Source organism: Paenibacillus aurantius (assembly GCF_032268605.1).
Taxonomy (GTDB): Bacteria; Bacillota; Bacilli; order Paenibacillales; family NBRC-103111; genus Paenibacillus_AO; species Paenibacillus_AO aurantius.
Genome location: NZ_CP130318.1, coordinates 4,039,046 through 4,060,483, shown reverse-complemented (window position 1 = coordinate 4,060,483; position 21,438 = coordinate 4,039,046). Strand labels below are relative to the sequence as shown.

Sequence of the window (21,438 nt, the reverse complement as noted above, 5' to 3'; positions counted from 1 at the left end):
AGGATGAGCTGCCGTGTGATTATTTGCTTGATGATCATTACGGAACCAGGGTGGTATCGCGAGGTAAAATCTCGTCCCTTTCGGGACGGGATTTTTTTGTTTTTTTTCGTCAACCAACAGGATAAAGAAAGGGTTGGACAAATGAGAAAAGTCGATGGGAAAGAAAAAGCGAGAACCCGGGAGCTGCGGGTTCTCGGACAGTGGAAACAAGGCGGCACGTTCAGCAAATCGATTGAAAACCGCGAGGGTAGACCGAACTTTGTTTTTTATGAAGGACCTCCTACGGCAAATGGAAAACCGCATATCGGCCACGTGCTCGGAAGAGTGATTAAGGACTTCATCTGCCGCTACAAAACGATGTCCGGTTATCGGGTCATCCGCAAAGCGGGGTGGGATACCCACGGACTCCCTGTTGAACTGGGCGTCGAGAAACAACTGGGAATCTCCGGCAAGAAAGAGATTGAAGAGTACGGGATTGCTGAATTCGTTGAACAATGCAAGAACAGTGTATTTGAGTACGAAAAGCAGTGGCGGGAATTAACGGAAGCGATCGCTTACTGGACGGACATGGATGATCCGTACGTCACCCTGACGAACGATTATATCGAGAGTGTATGGAACCTTTTGTCCGTCATTCATAACAAGGGACTGCTCTATAAAGGGCATCGGGTGAGCCCTTATTGCCCGGACTGTCAAACCACGCTCAGCTCCCATGAAGTCGCACAGGGGTATGAGGATGTTAAGGATTTGAGTGCTACCGTCAAATTCCGAAGCAAACGGACCAACGAAACGTTTCTTGCCTGGACCACAACGCCTTGGACGCTTCCGGCGAATGTTGCTTTGGCGGTAAACCCAAACCTGGAATACGTTAAGGTCAAAAAGAATGGGGAAGTCTACATTATCGCGGAAAAACTAGCGGAGAAGGTCTTTAAGGACGATTACGAGATCTTGTCCAAGCATAAAGGTTCGGAATTCGTCGGCGTTCCTTATGAGCCGCCTTTCCCTTATATCCAAGTGAAAAAAGGACATATCGTCGTGGATGCCGATTATGTAAGCGACACGAGCGGGACGGGAATCGTTCATCTTGCCCCGGCCCACGGGGAGGACGACTACCGTACCACCATGCAGCACCAGCTCGATTTTGTGAATGTGGTTAACCAGGCCGGACGTTATACCGATCTCATTACCGATTACGCGGGACGTTTTGTTAAAGATTGTGACGTTGACATTGTCAAAAGCCTGTCCGAGAGAGGTCTGCTGTTCGCCAAGGAACGTTACGAACACAGCTATCCTTTTTGTTGGCGATGCAAATCTCCGTTACTTTATTATGCAACAGATAGCTGGTTTATCAGGACAACCGCCGTTAAAGAACAGCTTATCGAAAATAACAAAACGATCCAGTGGTATCCCTCTCATCTTCAGGAAGGACGGTTTGGCCATTTCCTGGAGGAGCTTGTCGATTGGAACATCAGCCGGAACCGTTATTGGGGAACGCCGCTTAATGTGTGGGTATGCCAGGATTGCGGGGCCGAGTATGCGCCTTGTAGTCATCAGGATCTCCGGGATAGATCCGTACAGCCGATTGCAGACAACTTGGAGCTGCATAAACCTTACGTGGATGAAGTCTATCTGCACTGCTCTTGCGGCGGTAAGATGCAAAGAACACCGGAGGTGGTGGATGTCTGGTTTGACAGCGGCTCCATGCCTTTTGCCCAGTACCACCATCCCTTCGGGGAAGAGAAGCTTTTTAAAGAACAATACCCTGCCGATATCATTTGCGAAGGAATTGACCAAACGAGAGGCTGGTTTTTCAGCCTGTTGGCCGTTTCCACCCTTTATAACGGTAAAGCACCGTACAAAGCCGTCCTCTCAACCGGGCATGTACTGGATGAAAACGGACAAAAGATGTCCAAGAGCAAAGGCAACGTAATCGACCCTTGGGAGATCATCGAGGAGTATGGGACAGATGCGTTTCGCTGGGCCTTGCTGTCCGATAGCGCGCCATGGAACAGTAAGCGTTTCTCGAAACAAATCGTGGCCGAAGCCAAATCGAAAGTAGTCGATACGCTGGTCAACGTGCACGCTTTCTATGCCTTGTACGCGGCGATCGATCAATATGAGCCGGAAAAGTATCCGAAGCAAGCCGCCAGGAGCCTATTGGATCGTTGGATATTGTCCCGGCTGTACAGTACGCTTCAAAAAGTTACAAAAGGACTCGAAGCGAATGATTTCCTGAACCCGGCTAAAGAAATCGAAGCCTTTATCGACGAGCTCAGCAACTGGTACATCCGCCGCTCGCGTGATCGTTTCTGGGGCAGTGAAATGTCAGGAGATAAATTATCCGCTTATCAGACTCTGCGTGAAGTGTTATTGACCCTTGCAAGGATGATCGCACCCTACGCTCCATTCCTTGCTGAAGATATTTACCTGAACCTGGATGGCGCGGGAAGCGTTCATCTTACGGATTACCCCAAGGCGGATGAATCCGCGATAGACGAAGCATTGGAAAATGACATGGAAACGGCGAGGCACGTAGTCGAACTGGCCCGAAGCATTCGTAACGAAACCGGGATCAAAACCCGGCAGCCCCTGTCCGAATTGGTTATCTCGCTAAACCGAGAATTCAACCTGGCACCGTTCGAAACCATCATCAAGGACGAAATCAACGTTAAAGAAATACGGATGGAAAAGAATGATAAGGGGTTTGTCGAGTACAAGCTCAAATTGAACCTCAAAGCGGCTGGTAAAAAGTATGGTAAATTTGTTGCCCCTCTTCAACAACATTTGAAGGAGCTAACCTCTCACGTTACCACTCAAATAGTCCATAACGGTTATTTCGACATCATCATGGATGAAGAAGACTTTCATCTAACCCTTGACGAGCTGCTTATAGAAAAACAGGCAAAAGAAGGGTTCGCATCAGCGGCCGGTTACCAAGTGACCGTTGCATTGAATACGGTAATTTCAGAGGAACTGCGGCAGGAAGGAGTTGTACGTGAGGTCATACGCGCCATTCAGGACTACCGTAAGAAACTGGATCTGCCGATCGAGAAGCGGGTGAATCTTTTCCTTGATGTCGACAGCAAGACGAAAGAAGCCATGCAGCGGTTCGAGAAGGTGCTGTATGAGAACGTGTTGCTTTCGAGTATCACCTACGAGAATAAAGCAGGCATGGAAGCCGTTTCGATCGAAGACAATATTGTCCGAATGCTCATTGATGTACAATCAGGGAAATAAGGAGTAAAGCTTTCTAAAAAGGAACTTCAATAGATTTTGAAGTTCCTTTTTTCCTTACGTTTTCCTAATAGTTGATGGGGCATGTCGGCTTTGCTTCGAATTCTAGCTCTTCTTTCCTTGATCGTCCGGGTCGTTAGAGCGTGACGGGCTGCTCTTTGGGTTGGTTTTATCGGGCTTGGTTTTGGTACTCATGGCTAAGTTCACCTCCTGGATTATCCCTAATGAGTATTTCTCAAAACCGTTATCCTTATTAGAATTAACCATTAACAGGATGGGGTTGACTTTGGTTATAATAGTGTTTCAACTGGAAAAATTTCTTGATGATTTATTAAAATATAGGATGGAAGATGAGCCAGGAGGTGTCCGTGATATGAAACAAAACAAGTATGATGACGAGAATTTTTATTCGGCGTATGAAAAAATGCCGCGTTCCGTAAGAGGGTTAGAGGCTGCAGGGGAATGGCCTGTATTTCAATCCCTATTACCGGACTTCAGAAACAAGAGCGTGCTGGATTTGGGGTGCGGATTCGGATGGCATTGCCGTTATGCAAGGGAGCGGCAGGCCAGCTCAGTGGTCGGCGTAGACATCTCGGAGAGAATGCTTCAAAAGGCTCGAGAACGCACAGACGATCCAGCCATTTCATATATCCATAAGCCGATTGAAGACATTCATTTCCCAGAAGGACAATTTGACATTGTAATCAGCTCATTGGCTTTTCATTATTTGGAGTCTTTTGATCTGATTTGCAACAAGGTCTATCACTATTTGAAAGCTAATGGTGTCTTTATCTTTTCGGTGGAACATCCCGTATTCACTTCGAGAGCCGAACAAGATTGGTATTATGATAACCAAGGGAATCGGTTGCACTGGCCGGTCGATAATTACCAGGAGGAGGGGATTCGGGAAACATCCTTCCTAACGGAGAACGTGATAAAATATCATCGTACGTTATCCACTTATTTGAATGGCTTACTTAACGCCGGGTTCCATATTAAAGCGGTGAAAGAACCCATTCCTTCCGAAGAAATGCTGCAAAGCATCCCTGGGATGAAGGATGAATTACGAAGACCCATGTTTTTGATTATATCAGCAGAAAAGCAGTAAGAACCACGGGACACTCGAGTTAACGGCTACGATAGCTCTATCACCCGCAGCCGTTTAGGCCTTTGTTTCCAGTCAAAGACGGATTAAAGCGTCCTTTTCGCGGGATCAAGATATTGAGTTGAAACGAACGAAAAACTCTTTTTTTCACTATATCTTGGAATGTGGGCCGCGTTGTGCTACAATCTCCTTATTCCAATTTCATAATAGTTTCGGTTAGGTACTACACGGTAGTTTAATAGGGAAGCTAGTGAAAGACTAGCGCTGTCCCCGCAACTGTAACGCTGACGAACGTTGGACCCACTGTGCTTCGGCATGGGAAGGGAACGGGAGAATGAAGCGAAGCCAGGAGACCTGCCCGACTGAAACGACGATTGCATTTCTCCGGGGGTTGAGGAATGGAACGAACAGGACGGGCTTCCCGGCAGCTTTGCGGCGCTAATGCGTTGTTAGTTTGCCGTACTTTAGCACACTTTCGTTTGAAACACCCTCGGAGCTGAGGGTGTTTTTTTATTTCCGATTTACCTATTGGACGGGAGGAGAAAAAATGAAACTGTATACGAAAACGGTCTGCCCCAAATGCCTGTGGATCAAATCAGAGGTACAGCGCTCCGGCCTTGCGGTAGAAATCGTAAACCTCGACCACGACACGGCGGCACAGGAGCGGCTTGCTGAGGCTGGCATTAGGAGCGTACCGGCCATGGAAGTCGACGGCCAATTCCTAGTGGATCCGAATGAGATGATTAAGCGAATGGAGCGGAAGAACGGATGATCGCTTACGCCAGCAGAACGGGAAATGTTCGTTATATCGTAAGCCGGCTGGGGCTGCCCGCCGCTGAGATCGGGGCGGATGTCACGCTGGAGGAACCGTTCCTGCTCATTACCTACACGGATGGAATAGGGGAGATTCCTCATCAGGTTAAGCAATTCCTGGAATCGAATGGAGCTTATTGCCGTGGGGTCATCGTAAGCGGCAACAGCAATTTTGGCCATCATGTCTTCGGGGGGGCCGGCGATGCGATTTCGCAGCAGTGGCAGATCCCCTTGGTGCGCAAAGTCGAGATGCGCGGCTTCCCGGAAGACTATGAGGCGATCCATCAGTATTATGAACGCTGTTTTCGAGAGGAGCGAGTTAGATGAAGTCGTATTTAAAGCTGAATAACGAAGTTCTGAATCACTACAATCGAACGGGAAAGCTCGATCTCGACAAAGACAAGGAGGGAACGCGCCGCTACTTCCTGGAACATGTGAATGTGAAGCTGCGCTACTTTATCGATACGGAAGAGAAGATCCGCTACCTTGTGGAGGAAGGATACTATGACCCCGATTTCCTCCGGCCCTACAGGATGGAATTCATTAAAAGGCTTTATGAGAAGGCTTATGCCTACCAGTTTCGTTTTCCGTCGTTCATGAGCGCCAGCAAATTTTACGAAAGCTATGCGATGAAAAGCCGGGACGCCGAGGAAATTCTCGAGAAATACGAGGATCGAATCGTAATCATTGCCTTGTATTTGGCTCAAGGGGAGGAGAAGCTGGCGGAACGGGCGGTTGAGGCGATGATGTCGGCTTATCAACCGGCCACGCCTACTGCTCTAAACAGCGGCAAACGGGCTCGCGGGGAGTTGGTCAGCTGCTTCAAATTGACCATGGATGATTCCATGAACAGCATCGCCGAGAATATCGGCTATTGCCTGGAGCTGTCCCGCTTGGGAGGCGGAGTTGGCGTCAATGCCACCGACTTGCGTCCGCTAGGCGATCCGATCAAGGGCATTCTTAACCGCGCCAGCGGCGTTATGCCGGTAGCCAAGCTGCTCGAGAACTCGTTCTCGTATTCGAACCAGCTCGGTCAGCGAAATGGTTCCGGTGTGATCTATTTGAACATTTTCCATGCGGACATCGAGAATTTCATTTCCTCCAAGAAACCGAACGCCGACGAGAAGATTCGTCTGGCTACGCTTTCGACCGGGATTATTGTTCCCAGCATTTTTTTCGAGCTAATGAAGCGGGATAAAGACATGGTGCTGTTCAGTCCATACGACGTCTATAAAGAATACGGCAAGCGGATGTCCGAAATCAGCATCAGCAGCATGTATTATGAGTTGCTGGATAATCCTAACATCCGCAAGATCAAACGGATTAACGCGCGTAAATTGTACACGGAAGTCAAGAAAGCACAGTTCGAGTCGGGCTATCCGTTCGAGGTGTTCGACGACAATGTGAATGAGAACCATGCGCTCCGCCATTTGGGACGGGTGAAGATGTCCAATCTCTGTACGGAGATCCTGCAAGTACAAGAGACATCGGTTATTCACAATCATGGGACCGAGAACGAGTATGGGCTGGATGTGTCCTGCAACTTAGGCTCCATCGATATCCATAAAGCAACGAAGGACGAGCAATTCGAGCAATTGATCGATACGGCCATGCGGCTGCTGACCAACGTGTCGACAATGACCAACATCCAGAACGTGCCGTCCGTCGCGAAAGCAAACCGCTGTATGCACTCCGTCGGCCTGGGCGTCATGAATTTGCACGGACATTTGGTGTCGCAAGGGCTGGCGTATGGAACGCCGGAGTCGATCATCTTCGTAGACAAGTTCATGGAGGCACTCAATTATTTCTCGCTTCAGTCCTCGATGCGGATCGCCCGGGATAGAGGGGAGACGTTCCAAGGATACGAACAAAGCGATTATGCGAACGGAACCTACTTTGACAAGTATGTCACCAAATCCGAGGAGCCCTTGCCCGACGTAGTCACGAAGGCATTAGGGCATGTACCGCTGATTAGCCGGGAGATGTGGATAACCTTGAAGGAACAAGTCATGACGTACGGCTTGTTTAACTCCTACCGGTTGGCCATTGCCCCTACGGGGAGCATCTCCTATATCCGCAACAGTACAGCTTCCATCGCCCCTTGCACGGAGAAAGTCGAGATTCGCGATTACGCCGACAGCCGCACCATCTATCCGATGCCGTTCTTGAATAATGACAATCTATCGCTGTACAAGGAGGCCTACGAGATCGACCAGTTTCGAATGATTGATCTCTACGCGGCCGCCCAGAAGCACATCGACCAAGGGATCTCGATGACCTTGTATGTAACCGACCAGTGGACGACGGAGAACCTCGCCCGGCTGTACATTTACGCCTGGATGAGGGGAATCAAGACGGTGTATTACGTACGCCAGCGCTTGCAGACCATGGAGGAGTGTGTAGCATGTTCGATCTAAAGCCGTTCGAAGCGGTTAACTGGAACCGCAATCCGCTGGAGCTCACCAAAGTATTCTGGGACCAACAATGGAAGCAAATCTGGTTCCCCGAAGAAGTGGCAGTCAGTAAAGATATCAAGCAGTGGAAGGACTTTCCCCATCAGGACACGTATAAGAAAGTATTCGGCGGTCTGACGCTGCTTGATACGATTCAGACGAATATCGGCATGAACGAGATCGCGCGGTATGCGCCCGATTTGCAAGAAAAAGCGTTATACACCGTGTTCGCTTCGTTCGAAGCGATCCATGCCAAATCGTACTCTTACATTTTTACTACCTTGTGCACGAATGGCGAGATCGATACGGTGTTCGACTGGGTCCAGCGCAACGAGTACTTGCAGTACAAAGCCAAGCGAATCAGCGACATCTATTTAGCGATTGAAGAAGACGACCCGGTCTCGCTATGGAAGGCGATGTTCGCTTCGGTCATGCTGGAATCGTTTCTGTTCTACTCGGGCTTCTTCTACCCGCTCTACTTGGGCGGTCAAGGGGTGCTCCGCAACAGCGCGGAGGTCATTTCTCTCATTTTACGCGACGAATCCATCCATGGAGTGGCGATCGGGTATTTTGCACAGCAGCGCTTCAAGCCTTTCACACAGGAGCAGAAGGAGAAATTGACCGTATGGGGGTATGAGTTTTTGCTGGATCTGTACCACAACGAGATGAAATACACCCATGATCTTTATGCTGAGACAGGTCTAACCCCCGATGTCAAAAGCTATGTCCGCTACAATGCGAATAAAGCGCTGATGAATATCGGCTTCGAGGTTATGTTCCCGGAGGAGGAGGTCAATCCGATCGTTATGAACGGGATCCGGAACGAAGGCTCGACCTATGATTTCTTCTCGCAGAAAGGTTCGACTTACGCGGTGGCCAAGGTCACTCCGATCACGGATGATACCTTCCGATTTTAAGATTACACCTAACGCTGCTTTGACCACCTCTACTACTCACCTCTTGCACAAAAGAAAACCGACCGCAAGACGGGCGGCCGGTTCGTTGGGGACGCGAGGGATTAGTCCCAATACAGGTTGTCGACGTAGTAATCGTCCCCGGTTCCCGTCGTCGATCCGCTCATGAAGCGGACGCGGTCGATGGTCGCAAAGGAGTTCCATTTGCCCATACGCCCTTTGTAGACGTCGTTGATATACAGGTTCGCCCGTGATGTCGAGACGGCTTCGATCTTGATTTTGTTCCAAGCACCTAAGGTGACAGACCCCGCCGGGGCAACATTCGTCCAGGCACTGCCGTTATACCAGTTGACGCTGCCGTCCGCCGTGATGCAGACATGAAACACGCTATGGGCGTTGTCGTTGGCTCCGCTATTCAAGCTGATGATATTGCCGTTCGTGGAGGAGACGGGGCGGATCATCGCCTCGAACGTTTTGAACGATTTGGCGGTCGAGGTCTTCACGACATTCGTCAGAACCGAGCTCGACGTGTCGTTGATGCGGAGCGCTTTCGAGCCGGCGTATACCGGACTGCCGACGACGGTCGCATTGCCGCCGACAACGGTAAAGCCGATCGGCGCGCTGCCGGCCGTATCGCTCTCGAAGCCGTTCATCGGGATCGCGGAGCGGACGACGTCGATATACTTTCCTATGATTTTGGTCCGTGTGGAGTTGTCGCTTATGAGCAGGAGCTTATTCGCTGACACTTCGCGGACACCCGTGTAATTGGACGCGGTGGAGCCGAACGTACCGGTCTGCACAGCTCCCCACATTTGTCCGCTGCCGTCCAGCGAGAACAGCATTTTGGTTGTCGGCCGGCCGAAGCTGAGGACGAGCGTACCGTTGGTCATCATCGTTAAGTCCGGATCGACGCTGTAGGCATCGGCACTGTCGACGCCCGGCAGCGGAACCGGCGTGCTCCAGGTCAGGCCGTCGTTCGTGGAACGCGTCTGGTAGAGCGGATAGCTTACGCCGCCGGATGTCCCGCCGGTTCTCATGACGACTAGGAGGGAGTTGTCTGCGGCGCGAATGGCGACCGGCTCGCAGAAGCCTTCGTTACCGACGGTCGTGCTGTACGCAACCGTAGATACGACGCTCCAGTTGGCCCCGCCGTCAGTAGATTTGACCCAAAGCACTCGATATTTCGAGTCGGTGGTGTACTTCCCGTACATCGTGCCCTGCAGGGACCCGTCAGGCATGACCAGGATGCTGCGATGAAACAGGAAGCCTCCCCAGTTCGCCGAATTGACAGCCTGATCCTGCGGGAAATTCACGTTGCCGGTAAGCTTCGTCCACGTCGTTCCGCTGTCCGAGGAAATCCAGTAGAACATGGTGGAGTTGCGCGCGTCGACCCGCTGCGTCACATAGCTTGTTCCCATCAGATCGCCGTTGTTAAGGCGGATAATGCTCGTCAGGTAAAAGTCCGTATTTTGCTTATACGTCGGCCATGTCGCTCCTCCGTCGGACGAGATGCGCATGCCGTCGGTCGTGGGGTACAGGACGGAATCCGGATGCTGGCTGAAGGTGACGATCGCTTTATTATTCACGTATGACAAAAAGGGCAAATGCCGGGTCGCCGTTCCGCCGTCCTCGACTGCAAATTCGGCTCCGTACGAAATGCTCAGCGTGTCGGGAGCGGCGCTCGCGGCCGGACCGGCTATAACGGATAGCGCGAGCACGAAGCAAAGCGACCAGATCAGGCGGGTGGAGCGGCAACTCCCCATTCGGTTCCTGTTCAATCCATTCATCCTTCCCGTTAATGGAATTTGGCAAGCTACTCTTGCAAAAGGATGGATCTCGCGAGGTCAAAAAGTTACGAATCAGCCAGGGTATCGGGCAAAGAGATACGGCGGTACCGACAATCCGGAAGTAAGACTGGAGAGGGGGAGAACATGCGGATTCCTAAGAGGAGTTCATGCTGTAGGAAGAGGCAAGGATCGACTTCCGTAAAGGCTTATTCTTCGTCACCGCCTTTCGACTAAAGAAGTCTCGTTTCCTGAAAGGTGTTTCTTGTAACGGCATCATTGACAAAAGCACGATCCGTGTTAATATGTGAAACATATGTGCCGTTATGCGAAACATTATAACGAACGATCGGCGAATGTTCAATATGCAGTTTTAAGGTAGAAGGTCCGGCTGCCGCATTACGTAACACAAAAAAAAGGTGCCCCAAAGTCACGTCTTCTCTTATCATCCGCACCCGGGGATCGAATGGGTCGCAGCGGTAGGCGTCCGGGCGGAACAAGGGGAGAAGTCGGCCGGGGTGGCGCCGGTGCCGTCATAGAAGTGAAACGGTAATCCGAGGAGGTAAGGAAACCATCATGGGAACCCATTCCAAGCTAACGTTCGCGCCGTTATGTTACATCGGCTGCGGAGCCGTATGCCGGTTAAGTGATGAAGTGAACAAACACGGCGCCAAACGCGTTCTGCTGATCGCCGATCCGATTCTCGTCAAGCTGGGGACGGCATCACGCATCGCCGCTCAAGTGGAGGGGCCGGCATGCAGCGTTGACGTGTTCGCGGACGTTACGCCGGAGCCGTCCCTGGAGCTTGGCGAGCGCTTGATCGAGCATACGCGCAGCGGAAAGTACGATTTCGTCGTCGGCTTGGGGGGAGGCAGCGCCCTTGATCTGGCTAAGCTGGCTGCCGTACTCTCCGGAAACGTTGGCAAGGCGGCCGACTATCTGAATTTGTCGGCAAGCCGCCGAATCGCCCATAAGGGACTTCCCAAGGTACTGATTCCGACAACGTCCGGTACCGGCTCGGAGGTGACGAACATTGCGGTATTGTCGCTTGACCATACAAAGGACGTCGTGGTGCACGATTATTTGCTGGCCGATGCGGCGATCGTCGATCCGGAGCTCACTTTGACGGTTCCACCGCGGGTAACCGCCGCCACGGGAATGGACGCGCTGACGCATGCGGTCGAGGCCTATTTGTCTGTGAGCGCCACACCTGCGACGGATGCGCTGGCTCTGCATGCCGTGCGGCTGATCGGCCGGTCCCTGCGGCGGGCGGTTCAAGACGGAGCGTACCTCCCGGCTCGGGAGGAGATGAGTCAGGCCAGCTTTATGGCGGGACTAGCTTTTTTCAACGCGGGGGTGGCGGGGGTACATGCGCTTGCTTATCCGCTCGGCGGACAGTTTCACCTTCCGCATGGCGAAGCCAATGCGGTGCTGTTGCCTTATGTGATGCGGCATATCGCTTCGTCCTGCAGAGGACGGATGACCGATCTACGGCACGCGCTCGACCCTGGCTCCGTGTTCCAGCCCGACGCGGAAGCACCGGAGCCATTCGTCGCACAGCTGCACAACCTGATTAAGGACATCGGTTTACCGGAGAGGCTGGAGGCCTGGAACATTGCGGAACGAGATCTTGCAGGGCTTGCGGATGACGCCTGCAAGCAGACGCGGCTCCTTGCACGAAGCCCGATGCCGCTGGGGCGGGACGACATTTACGCCATCTACAAAGCCGCCTGCGACGGACCCGCTAAGGAATAACACACAGGGAAAACCGACACCGCTTCCATGACCGGTTGCCCGGCCGGCACTAGGCGATTATTCTCTGCTTCAGCTTGCCGGATCTTTACCCAGGATGTTATATTGGGCTCAAAACCGACGGAGGATTAGCATAATGAAGGAAACAGACGAGAGGCAGGAACGATATACGATCCAATCGATTGATAAAGCGCTCGATTTGATGGAGCTGCTCTCTGAAAGAGGCTCACTCAGCTTGATTGAACTGACCGAGCTTTTGCAGCAGCCGAAATCGTCGACTTACCGCATTGTTCTCACGCTGGAAAATCGCGGATTTATAAGCCGCAGCGATGTGGACGGCAAATATTGCCTGGGCTATAAACAGCTGATTCTGACCAAAAATTTGCTCGAGCAAAGCAATATTCGGACGGCCGCCTTTCCCGAAATGAAGAAGCTCTCGGACTTGTATGGCGATACGATCAATTTAGGTGTTTTGACGGAAGGCGCGATTCTGTATCTTGAAATTATCGAAAGCATGCATGCTTTGCGAATGACGGATTCCGTCGGCTCCAGGTCCCCGTTCCATGCGACGGCGATGGGCAAGGCGATTGCGTCGCATATGAGCGAGTCGGCAGTCGATGTGTTAATCCGGGACTATGGACTAGAGCGTTATACGGACAATACCATTACAACCCCGGAGCGGCTCTGCGAGGAGCTTGCCTTAATCCGCAAAAGGGGCTTCGCCATGGATGATCAGGAGATTGTGGAAGGCGCGCGTTGTCTTGCGGCTCCCATCTTCGGGCTGCATGGACATATCAACGGAGCGATCAGCATTTCCGGTCCGATGCACCGTTATACCGACGAGAAGGTTCCCGAGATCGCGGCAAACGTTATGGCGGCCGCCGCCGTCATCTCCCGAAAGCTCGGCGCGGTTCCGTCTTCTTCGCCAGTGCCCCGCTCGTAAGTTGGAATGGAAATCCACTTCCCGCCGGTACTCTTGTCAAAAAAAAATCGCCTGCGCCGCCAATCGGAAAAATTAGCGGAGTCGGGCGATTTTTTTATAGGGGAGCTGTCACACTTCACAGCTTTAGGCGCAGCTCTTCGATCGAAACCCTCCGTTTCCCAGCCGGCCTGGACTGTGCAGGGACAATTTCAGGTACAGGCTCGCCGGCCTCGGCCATGCGGGAGATGAGCTTCCTCTGGAGTTCATCGGCCACGCTCCGGTAGGAATCCCATCCGGCAAGATTGGTTAACTCATAAGGGTCGGCCTGTAAGTCATACAGCAGTTCTTCCACATAGCTCTCCGCATGCGATTCGGACCAGCCGTCGAGATCGGGAGCGGTTACACCGTATTTCCAGCGGCCGGTTCGAATGGCTCTTCCCACCTGGGATTCGCTGATCTGCACCAGCACCTCCTCCGGCCATTCGACCGGTTCTCTTCTTACCAAAGGAAGAACCGAACGGCCCTGCATGTCGGAAGGGACGGGAATGCCGGCCGCGTCAAGCAGCGTGGGGGGGATGTCCAGCAGGCTGACCAGCTGCCGGACCTGGCCTCCCTGCATAAAACCCGGGCCATAAATCGCCGCAGGAATCCGGATCGAGCTCTCATGCGCACTTCGTTTGTATTCCCCGTTGCGTGTTTTAAAGTGGCATCCATGATCCGATGTGAACAAAACGATAGTTTTTCGGGTCAAATCCAAGCTTTTCAGCGCATCCATCAGCCGTCCGAGCGCTTCGTCCAGCCGCTTTACCATTCCGTAATAACCGCCGAGGTGCTGAGGTGCGGTGCCGCCCAGCGCTTTCAGATCCGGCGGGGTCCACCGGTCGGTGTACATCTCCTCATAGCCGTCCGGAGCCGGGTAGTTGTCCGTATGGTTCTGGTGATGCGGTTCCAAATAGGACAGGAACAGGAAGAACGGATGGGTTTGGTTACGATCGATATAACGAATGGCCGCGTCCGTCTGGGCATCGACCCGGTAGCCGGGCAGCTTCACTTCCTTGCCGTCGTTGTCATATAACACGGTGCTGTAGGCGTCCGAAGAAAACTCGAGAAGATTGGCCGCCAGCCAATACTCATAACCGCCCCGGTCTTCGGCAGGCACGGGTTCTTTCTCCGAAAGGTGCCATTTTCCGATATATCCGGTCGCGTATCCGGCTTGTTTAAAATAATGAGCCAGTGTTCGTCTTTCTCTCGGCAGAGGAATGGCATTTTTAAAGCAGCCGGTTGTCGTGGCGTACATCCCGGTCTGAAGACAGGAACGGGCCGGGCCGCAAACCGGCTGACAAGTAAAGGTATGGTACAAATGCGTTCCTTCCCGCGCCATCCGGTCAAAGGTTGGGGTTAAGCCGAGCGGGTTTCCATGTACGCCCGTCGTGTCCCATCGCTGCTGGTCTGTAAAAAAGACAATCACATTTGGCTGTTCCCTGTCGTTTTTCTTCATCTTTATGTACTCCTTTGCTTCTTCATGGATAGGAATTCGAGCTTGGAAAGCGAAGAAATATATTCAGGTTGCCAGCGCGCGTCGGCGTGCCTTAGAACTAATGATAAAGACTGAGGGAACTGGTGGGAATAACGAAGTGTTGGTTTGGCATAATGTTGGGTGGAAAGGCGGATGAGGATGCGGGAATACCAGTTTGAGTATGCGAATATGTGGTTCATGGAGCCATCCTCCCTGCAGCAGGCAGGCGGCTGTTGGATCGTGAGAGCGGGCCGGAACCAGGCGAAGCCCCATTACCGGATCGGACCGAAAAGGATTGAGTGCTATAGTCTTCATTTTATATTGGAAGGAAAGTTGAAGCTGAAACCAGGCGAGGAAGAGGAGGTTGAACTGGAGGGCGGGGACCTCTTTTGTCTTTTTCCCGAAAAAACCTATAGATACAGCTCCGTCTCCGGCGACCGTGCCCTGCAGCTCAATTGGCTGGCTATAAATGGACCCCAGGTGCCTCAAATTCTAGAGGCTCTTGGCTTGAAACGAAACAAGACTTACTTGAAGGGCGTTGTCGTGCCCGAGATCAGGGCGGTACTTAAACAGCTGCTCGCCCAGATCTCTAAGAGCGAAGCCTATTCGTTTATGCTCCAAAGTCTGCTGTTTCTGCTGCTGGACAAGCTTACCTCCACCAAATCTTTTGAACCGGCCTGCTCCTCCTCGCGCCATGATTGGGTTTCCCGGTCAATGGAATATATGGAACAGCATTTTACCGAACCCTTATCTGTGGAGCAGCTGGCCCAAATGGCCGGCATTCAACGCTCTTACTTTTCAACAGCCTTCAAGGAACGGACCGGATTGTCTCCCGCCCAATATTTGCGGCATCTGCGTATGGAAATGGGGGTGCAGCTGCTAAAAACGACGAAATTGTCCGTTACCGAAGTGGCTCTTTCTACGGGATACCCGGAGCTGTTTGCTTTTTCAAGGGCGTTTAAGCGGCATTACGGCATCTCGCCAAGCGAATACCGCGATTGATCCTTATGATAAGAATTTGTATATTTTACCAAAAACCGATTCAAGTATGCTATACTCTAGCTTCAAGAAAGCAGTAAGGTGGTGGGAAATGGACATTCCAAAGATATGGAGGATGCTCTGGTTTCGAAAAACGCTGCTCTTTTTCTTCCTTACGGTTTGTATCCCCATGCTCACGATCAGTTCCATTTATTTGTTCACCTTCTCTCAAGAGCTGCAGTCCCGCTATTCCAGCTCACTAAGTATGGAAACGGACCGGCTGACCGATCAGCTGGATGCTTTAATGAAACCGATCGAGAGGCTGTCGTGGCAGCTGACCTTCTCCAGCAGTTTGGACAATCTTTTGCTGCGCACCGATAAGGCCAACATGTACGACTATTTGAAGCTGCAGACGGCGATGAGGGACCAAGCTTCGATAGGCGGATTCATACAATCCCTATATGTGTACTTTGGGGTAAGCGGCAAAGTGATAACGACGGATGAGGGGCTGTATGCGTTACAGGATTTTTTCGATAGGAGCATCATCCAACAGAATCAGCCCAGTGGCTCTTATCAGATCCGGAATCTTGCTTTCGATAATTTCGGGAACCGGACGAAAGAAGAGAGTTCCGTCATCACGTTCCAGCAGGAGCTTCCGCTAGCCGGTCAGGTAAAGCTTGGACGTATGATTATCAATATTGACCTGAACCGGTTCGAAAAGGCCCTTCGCAGCGTCAATAAGTCCGACTCCGGCTCGTATTTTCTGATAGACACGAACACCGGCCGGGTTTTTTTGAAAGAGGGCGATTTTTCGGGGGAGCATGGCGACTGGCATCTGACGAATTGGAAGCGTTATCACAAGATGAGCGATTTCGTCACGCTGAACGGCGAGCGGCACTTTACCGCTTACCGCAGCATCAACGATTCCTGGCTTCTCGTGAAAACCTTACCTGATCTGTCCTATAGGTCGGAATTTGCCGCCAAACGGAAGTCCCTTATGCTGACGGACCTGATCCTATTGCTGATCGGGTTTGGTTTCGCTTTTTTGTTCTCCTTTATCGTCTATTCCCCTTGGCGCCGCATCTTCAAGCAGTACGGCTCGCACTTTATGCCATCGTCCCCAAGCAGGATTTACGACGAATCCGCACTGTTCGGGGAGGGGGTAAGGCGTCTGCTGACGGAGAACAGCCGGATTTACACGACCATGGAGCAGATGTCACCCCTGCTAAGGCGCAAGCTGGTCTATGATCTGCTGAACGGCTATGCGGGCTCGGACTCCTCCATCCCCCAGATGCTCAAAACACACGGTATCGAATTTCCCGAGGAACGCTACATGATCGGCGTCGCTTCCTACGAACCCGGCGACTTGAAACCGAATGAGGAGCCGGAATCGCTTAATCTCCTTTTGTTCAGCATTATTGAGACGGCCTTCGCCGGATTGTATTATACGATTGGGACCTGGGTGGAAGACGGACGGTACGCCTTTATTCTTAATGTGGGGACCGAAACGGATGAGAAGGATTTGAACGGCCGGCTCCGGGCCGAATGCCAGCGTATTAACATAATGCTCGAAGAGCAGATGGGCATAACTGTACGTTTCGCGTTCAGCCGTTTGCTGGATAAGGTAAGCGGAATTTCCCAATCTTACACCGCGACACGACGGCTTTTGAATTATCGGGCCCTGTATTATAAAGCCGAAGTCCTGTTTGACAGCGAGGTGGAAGCAAGCCGCAAGCATCCCGTATTTCCGGTCTCCCTGCAGCATCTTCTCGTCCGCCATGTATTAAAGGGGGACCGCAGCGGCGCAGAAGAGACTTTGGAGCTGTTTTTTACCCAGTATATCGATAATGGCAAATTCCCCCCGGCTAAAATGCAGGAAACCATGATGGTCTTGATGGGAGCCCTCATGAATGAGCTGCTTAAGGAAGGATACGACCTGGAGGATATGGAGGATCTTCCATTCTTGTTCTGGCAGGACTGCAGCGACAGGCAGGAGCTCAAAAACTTTCTCCATGCGCGGATCGGACGTCTCATCGATCGGATGAATCCCCAGGAGCCGCCCAAATCGGGGAACGACTATGTCGTGAGGACCATCGCGATTATCGAACAGCGCTATATGGACAATCTCACCATAGCCGATTTGGCCGGCGAGCTCGGGCTTACCCCGAATTACATCAGCCGCCTGTTCAAGCAGGAGACGGGGGTGCCGCCGCTTGATTATTTGACGCGCTACCGGATTAACAAGGCGAAAGAACTGATGCTTTTTTCCAAGCATTTGACCTTGAAGGAAATCAGCCAGCAGGTTGGCTACCCCGACGTGCACAGCTTCATCCGCTTTTTTAAAAAATACGAGTCCGTTACACCGGGTACCTTCCGCAAGCTGGAGATGAAACCCTGATAAAAGCAAATCCGCCTACCGGATGGAATGGCGGATTTTTGTTTTGGATGTGTCATTTCTAACCAGTCCCGTCCGGATAGACGATTTAGGCGGATTTTCCGCATGGAAAGACGGAAATTGCGGATTGAGAAGGAGCCTTCCGGGCCGGATAATGAAGGAAGACCGGTCCATTCAACAAAACATGCTTGAACTTACGAGGAGGGGCAATGAATTTCGCTAAGCACAGATGGGGACTTTTTCATTGGTTCAACGGGATCTTTTTTCTGCTGTTCGCCACGGCGACTTTTTATCCGCTCTGGCATGAGATTTCGGTTTCGTTAAGCTCTCCGGAAGGCGCGGCAAGAGGAGGATTCTTTTTTTTGCCGAGGGAGATCAACGGGGAAGCCTATCAGACGGTGCTGGATTCCCCGTATATTTGGAGGGCCTACACGAACTCCGCCTTTATCACGATGACGGGCACGATCCTTAGCACGTTCCTTACCGCTTGTACGGCGTACCCGCTTGTCATTCGGGGACTTCCCGCCAAACGGTCGATTACTCTCGCCATTTTGTTCACGATGCTATTCAGCGGCGGCATGATTCCCGCCTACCTGCTTGTCAAAAGCCTGGGACTGGTCAATACGCTGTGGGCGGTCATTATTCCATCCGCTATTTCGGCGTACAACGTGCTCGTCATGCGCAGTTTTTTTGAAACGCTGCCTTACGAGCTGGAGGAATCGGCGATGATGGACGGGGCCAATCCTATCGTGACGTTTTGCCTGATTATTTTGCCGCTGTCCACACCGGTCCTCGCCACAATCGCGCTCTGGGAAGCAGTGGGGCTCTGGAACAATTTCCTCCAGTCGCTGATTTACCTGAATGATAAAAGCTTGTATACGCTGCCTCTGCTCCTTAGAGATATCATAAACGGGCAGCAGGCGGCGATGCAAAGCGGCGAATTCTCGAAAACGTCAACGGATTCGGTCATCGCCGCAACCGTGATTCTAACGATCCTTCCGATTCTGTGCATCTATCCGTTCTTGCAGAAGTATTTCACGAAAGGCGTCATGATCGGCGCCATCAAATCTTAATTAGCGGGGGTATTGGAAACATGAAGCATGTTCGGAGAACCGTTCCGGTTCTGCTTACCTTGATGCTCGGACCCGTTCTCGCGGCCGGGTGCCAAAGCAAATCCTCGAATCCCGCTCCCTCATCGAGCACGGATGCGAAACAGCCGGTGACGTACAAAATTTATATGAACCGGGGCGAGGTCAATTACCCGGAGGACGGCGGGGAAGGCAAGAAGCTGATGCTCGAAGGCTTGAATAAAGCGGGAATTAGCGGAGTCGATTTTAAAGTATCGCTCACGGGCGGCCAGGAATATTTCACCAAGCTGAACCTGATGATCGCTTCCGGCGATGTTCCGGATTACTTCAGTGTCGATTTGCCGACGATGACCAAACTGGCCGGAGAAGGCTTGATCATGCCGCTGGACGACATGCTGAAAAAGATGCCCAATGCCAGCAAATACTACAAGCCGCAGGATTTGCAGGCCGGCATGGTCAACGGCAAAATTTACGCTTTTCCGGACGCCATTCGGCCGGAGCCTTTTAACGGCCAGAATGTAAACGGCTTCGTCGGAAGGCTCGACTGGCTGAAAAAAATCGGAGCGGGCGAGCCGAAAACATTGGATCAGCTGTACGATGTCCTGAAAGCGTTCACGATGAACGATCCGGACGGCAACGGCAAGAAGGACACGTACGGGTTGGGTGGCACCAAGCCCGGCGCATTCGGATCTGTCTCCGGCTTCGACGGCATTTTCGGCGCATTCGGCGTGGCGCCCAGCTTCTGGCACGAAAGAAACGGCACGATCAAAATGGGGATGGTGCTGCCGGAAACGAAGCAGGCTCTTACCCTTTTGCAGAAATGGTACAAGGAAGGCTTGATCGATCCGGAGTTTCCGGTCACAACGGATAAGCAGCTGGATGAGAAGATGACGAACTCGAAGGTCGGAATCGTCGGCAAAAACGCCTGGCTGGTTCAGCCGACCAACAGCGCAAGCTACAAAGCCCTGCAGAAGCTGGTACCGGGTGCCGAGCTCGGCGTCATCGTTCCCCCGACCGGACCGGGGGGAAGCGGCTGGCCGGAGGCAAGTCCCGGAGGCGGCGGCTTGAAGGCGGTTTCCGCCAAGGTGAAGGATCCCGATCGCCTGGCCAAGCTGCTCGACTGGATTACCAATGACCAGCCGGAGGGGGGATTTTTCCTGACGGCGTACGGAATCGAAGGCAAGGACTATACGTTCGACAAGGCGAACAACCGCATTACCCAAACGACGGATGCGACTGCGTTATCGGGCCGCGGCTTATCCAACCCGGTTCAATTCATCAAAGTCGTGGACCGGCGCTGGAGTCCCCAGGTAACGCTTGACGCCCTGCAGAAAACAAATGAGCACACGATGAAAAACGCTTTGTGGACGACGCTGCCCGCCCAGCTGGATTATCCCGACCTCGGCAAGCTGTGGGAAGAGTATTTTATCAAGATCGTAACCGGAGAATTTTCGGTGGACAAATGGGATGAATTTGTTCAGAAGTATTACAGCCAGGGCGGCAAGGAGATCGAGCAGGAGGCAAACGCCGAGTGGAAGAAGGGCAAGCGCTGATGGAATTGACAAGAGAGACAACGATGCGAACGAGGTCCCGCCGGAATTACCGGTGGGACCGTTACAAATATTATTATTTGCTGCTGCTGCCCGCTATGGTCTACTTTCTTGTTTTCCAATATGCACCGATGTTCGGAATCGTGATTGCGTTCAAGGAGTATCGAATTGTCGACGGCATTTTCGGCAGTCCCTGGGCGGGGCTGAAATGGTTCGAACGGCTATTTTCGGCCCAGGACTTCTGGATCGCTCTGCGCAATACGTTAATTATCAGCTGCTACAAACTGCTTTTCGTCTTCCCGGTTCCCATCGTCCTCGCCTTGTTTTTGAATGAAATATGGAATGTGAGATTTAAGCGATGGATCCAGACCATCATTTATTTCCCGCACTTTGTGTCCTGGGTTATCCTTGCGGGAATTCTGCACGCCTTATTTTCTTCCTCGACAGGCATATTAAGCGCGATCGGCATCAGCGTTTCGCCCATGATGCAGCCGGAGATGTTCCGCGGCATGCTGGTCGCGACGGAAATTTGGAAAGAAGCGGGCTGGGGAACCGTTATTTATTTGGCGGCCATCGCGGGAATTAATCCTGAGCTGTACGAGGCGGCTAAGATCGACGGGGCAAGCCGCTGGCAGGAAATGTTCAGAATTACCCTGCCCTCCATCGGCGGGACCATCCTTATCCTGCTTATTTTGAAAATGGGCCATATCCTGAACGCCGGCTTCGATCAGATTTTTGTACTGTACCATGCGCTGGTTTACCAAGTGGCCGACATTCTGGACACATACGTGTACCGCGTCGGATTATCGATGGGCCGTTTCCCGCTCGCGGCGGCGGCGGGGCTGTTCAAGTCGGCCGTCAGCCTGGTTCTTATTCTGCTTACCAACACCATTGTGCGCCGTATGGGCGGGTCGGGATTATGGTAGAACCCATT

Annotated in this window: 15 protein-coding genes, 1 riboswitch and 1 other annotated feature (1 of these 17 running past the window's edge); of the genes, 13 read left to right on the top strand and 2 right to left on the bottom strand. The window is 52.2% G+C overall.

What is annotated here, in order from left to right; all coding sequences use genetic code 11:
- Positions 1-82: a binding site (T-box leader), on the top strand; it begins 177 nt to the left of the window's first position.
- A gap of 59 nt (positions 83-141) precedes the next feature.
- The 6 genes from ileS (at position 142) to nrdF (ending at position 8,522) form a co-directional block, all read left to right on the top strand.
- Positions 142-3,237 (top strand): isoleucine--tRNA ligase, encoded by a 3,096-nt coding sequence (gene ileS, locus MJA45_RS18315; RefSeq protein WP_315603350.1) that lies wholly within the window; start codon positions 142-144, stop codon positions 3,235-3,237.
- A gap of 370 nt (positions 3,238-3,607) precedes the next feature.
- Positions 3,608-4,342 (top strand): class I SAM-dependent methyltransferase, encoded by a 735-nt coding sequence (locus MJA45_RS18310; protein ID WP_315608052.1) that lies wholly within the window; start codon positions 3,608-3,610, stop codon positions 4,340-4,342.
- Between the two features lie 198 nt (positions 4,343-4,540).
- Positions 4,541-4,715: riboswitch (cobalamin riboswitch) on the top strand.
- 171 nt (positions 4,716-4,886) lie between these two features.
- On the top strand, positions 4,887-5,111 hold the full coding sequence (locus MJA45_RS18305; RefSeq protein WP_315603349.1) for a glutaredoxin family protein: 225 nt from the start codon (positions 4,887-4,889) through the stop codon (positions 5,109-5,111).
- Positions 5,108-5,479, top strand: a complete 372-nt coding sequence (nrdI, locus tag MJA45_RS18300; protein WP_315603348.1) for a class Ib ribonucleoside-diphosphate reductase assembly flavoprotein NrdI — start codon at positions 5,108-5,110, stop codon at positions 5,477-5,479. Before MJA45_RS18305 ends, nrdI begins: the two co-directional genes overlap by 4 nt.
- Positions 5,476-7,569 carry a class 1b ribonucleoside-diphosphate reductase subunit alpha gene (gene nrdE / locus MJA45_RS18295; RefSeq protein ID WP_315603347.1) on the top strand — a complete coding sequence of 698 codons (2,094 nt, stop codon included), beginning with the start codon at positions 5,476-5,478 and terminating at the stop codon, positions 7,567-7,569. The genes nrdI and nrdE overlap by 4 nt, the downstream gene beginning before the upstream one ends.
- On the top strand, positions 7,557-8,522 hold the full coding sequence (nrdF, locus tag MJA45_RS18290; RefSeq protein WP_315603346.1) for a class 1b ribonucleoside-diphosphate reductase subunit beta: 966 nt from the start codon (positions 7,557-7,559) through the stop codon (positions 8,520-8,522). Before nrdE ends, nrdF begins: the two co-directional genes overlap by 13 nt.
- A 101-nt stretch (positions 8,523-8,623) precedes the next feature.
- On the opposite strand, the gene MJA45_RS18285 is transcribed toward nrdF, so the two are convergent.
- The gene (locus tag MJA45_RS18285) at positions 8,624-10,282 is read right to left on the bottom strand and encodes a sialidase family protein (protein ID WP_315603345.1); all 1,659 of its coding nucleotides are present in this window, start codon (positions 10,280-10,282) and stop codon (positions 8,624-8,626) included.
- Between the two features lie 597 nt (positions 10,283-10,879).
- Here MJA45_RS18285 and MJA45_RS18280 point away from each other — a divergent pair.
- On the top strand, positions 10,880-12,058 hold the full coding sequence (locus MJA45_RS18280; protein WP_315603344.1) for an iron-containing alcohol dehydrogenase: 1,179 nt from the start codon (positions 10,880-10,882) through the stop codon (positions 12,056-12,058).
- Positions 12,059-12,191: 133 nt separating this feature from the next.
- The gene (locus MJA45_RS18275) at positions 12,192-12,998 is read left to right on the top strand and encodes an IclR family transcriptional regulator (RefSeq protein WP_315603343.1); all 807 of its coding nucleotides are present in this window, start codon (positions 12,192-12,194) and stop codon (positions 12,996-12,998) included.
- 115 nt (positions 12,999-13,113) lie between these two features.
- On the opposite strand, the gene MJA45_RS18270 is transcribed toward MJA45_RS18275, so the two are convergent.
- Positions 13,114-14,475: a sulfatase family protein gene (locus tag MJA45_RS18270; RefSeq protein WP_315603342.1), complete on the bottom strand. Its 1,362-nt coding sequence runs from the start codon at positions 14,473-14,475 to the stop codon at positions 13,114-13,116.
- 171 nt (positions 14,476-14,646) lie between these two features.
- On the opposite strand from MJA45_RS18270, the gene MJA45_RS18265 reads away from it, so the two are divergent.
- From MJA45_RS18265 to MJA45_RS18245, 5 genes are all read left to right on the top strand, one after another.
- Complete coding sequence (locus tag MJA45_RS18265) at positions 14,647-15,495, top strand: AraC family transcriptional regulator (RefSeq protein WP_315603341.1); 849 nt, start codon at positions 14,647-14,649, stop codon at positions 15,493-15,495.
- 112 nt (positions 15,496-15,607) lie between these two features.
- Entirely contained in the window at positions 15,608-17,869 is a 2,262-nt protein-coding gene (locus tag MJA45_RS18260) for an AraC family transcriptional regulator (RefSeq protein ID WP_315603340.1), read from the top strand.
- Between the two features lie 206 nt (positions 17,870-18,075).
- The gene (locus tag MJA45_RS18255) at positions 18,076-18,939 is read left to right on the top strand and encodes a carbohydrate ABC transporter permease (protein WP_315603339.1); all 864 of its coding nucleotides are present in this window, start codon (positions 18,076-18,078) and stop codon (positions 18,937-18,939) included.
- A gap of 20 nt (positions 18,940-18,959) precedes the next feature.
- Positions 18,960-20,507, top strand: a complete 1,548-nt coding sequence (locus tag MJA45_RS18250; RefSeq protein WP_315603338.1) for an extracellular solute-binding protein — start codon at positions 18,960-18,962, stop codon at positions 20,505-20,507.
- Positions 20,486-21,430, top strand: a complete 945-nt coding sequence (locus MJA45_RS18245) for an ABC transporter permease (protein ID WP_315603337.1) — start codon at positions 20,486-20,488, stop codon at positions 21,428-21,430. Before MJA45_RS18250 ends, MJA45_RS18245 begins: the two co-directional genes overlap by 22 nt.
- Positions 21,431-21,438 lie beyond the last annotated feature (8 nt).

Coding starts and splice junctions, on each gene's coding strand:
- ileS (WP_315603350.1), top strand. CDS start 142: ATGAGAAAAGTCGATGGGAAAGAAAAAGCGAGAACCCGGGAGCTGCGG.
- MJA45_RS18310 (WP_315608052.1), top strand. CDS start 3,608: ATGAAACAAAACAAGTATGATGACGAGAATTTTTATTCGGCGTATGAA.
- MJA45_RS18305 (WP_315603349.1), top strand. CDS start 4,887: ATGAAACTGTATACGAAAACGGTCTGCCCCAAATGCCTGTGGATCAAA.
- nrdI (WP_315603348.1), top strand. CDS start 5,108: ATGATCGCTTACGCCAGCAGAACGGGAAATGTTCGTTATATCGTAAGC.
- nrdE (WP_315603347.1), top strand. CDS start 5,476: ATGAAGTCGTATTTAAAGCTGAATAACGAAGTTCTGAATCACTACAAT.
- nrdF (WP_315603346.1), top strand. CDS start 7,557: ATGTTCGATCTAAAGCCGTTCGAAGCGGTTAACTGGAACCGCAATCCG.
- MJA45_RS18285 (WP_315603345.1), bottom strand. CDS start 10,282: ATGGGGAGTTGCCGCTCCACCCGCCTGATCTGGTCGCTTTGCTTCGTG.
- MJA45_RS18280 (WP_315603344.1), top strand. CDS start 10,880: ATGGGAACCCATTCCAAGCTAACGTTCGCGCCGTTATGTTACATCGGC.
- MJA45_RS18275 (WP_315603343.1), top strand. CDS start 12,192: ATGAAGGAAACAGACGAGAGGCAGGAACGATATACGATCCAATCGATT.
- MJA45_RS18270 (WP_315603342.1), bottom strand. CDS start 14,475: ATGAAGAAAAACGACAGGGAACAGCCAAATGTGATTGTCTTTTTTACA.
- MJA45_RS18265 (WP_315603341.1), top strand. CDS start 14,647: ATGAGGATGCGGGAATACCAGTTTGAGTATGCGAATATGTGGTTCATG.
- MJA45_RS18260 (WP_315603340.1), top strand. CDS start 15,608: ATGCTCTGGTTTCGAAAAACGCTGCTCTTTTTCTTCCTTACGGTTTGT.
- MJA45_RS18255 (WP_315603339.1), top strand. CDS start 18,076: ATGAATTTCGCTAAGCACAGATGGGGACTTTTTCATTGGTTCAACGGG.
- MJA45_RS18250 (WP_315603338.1), top strand. CDS start 18,960: ATGAAGCATGTTCGGAGAACCGTTCCGGTTCTGCTTACCTTGATGCTC.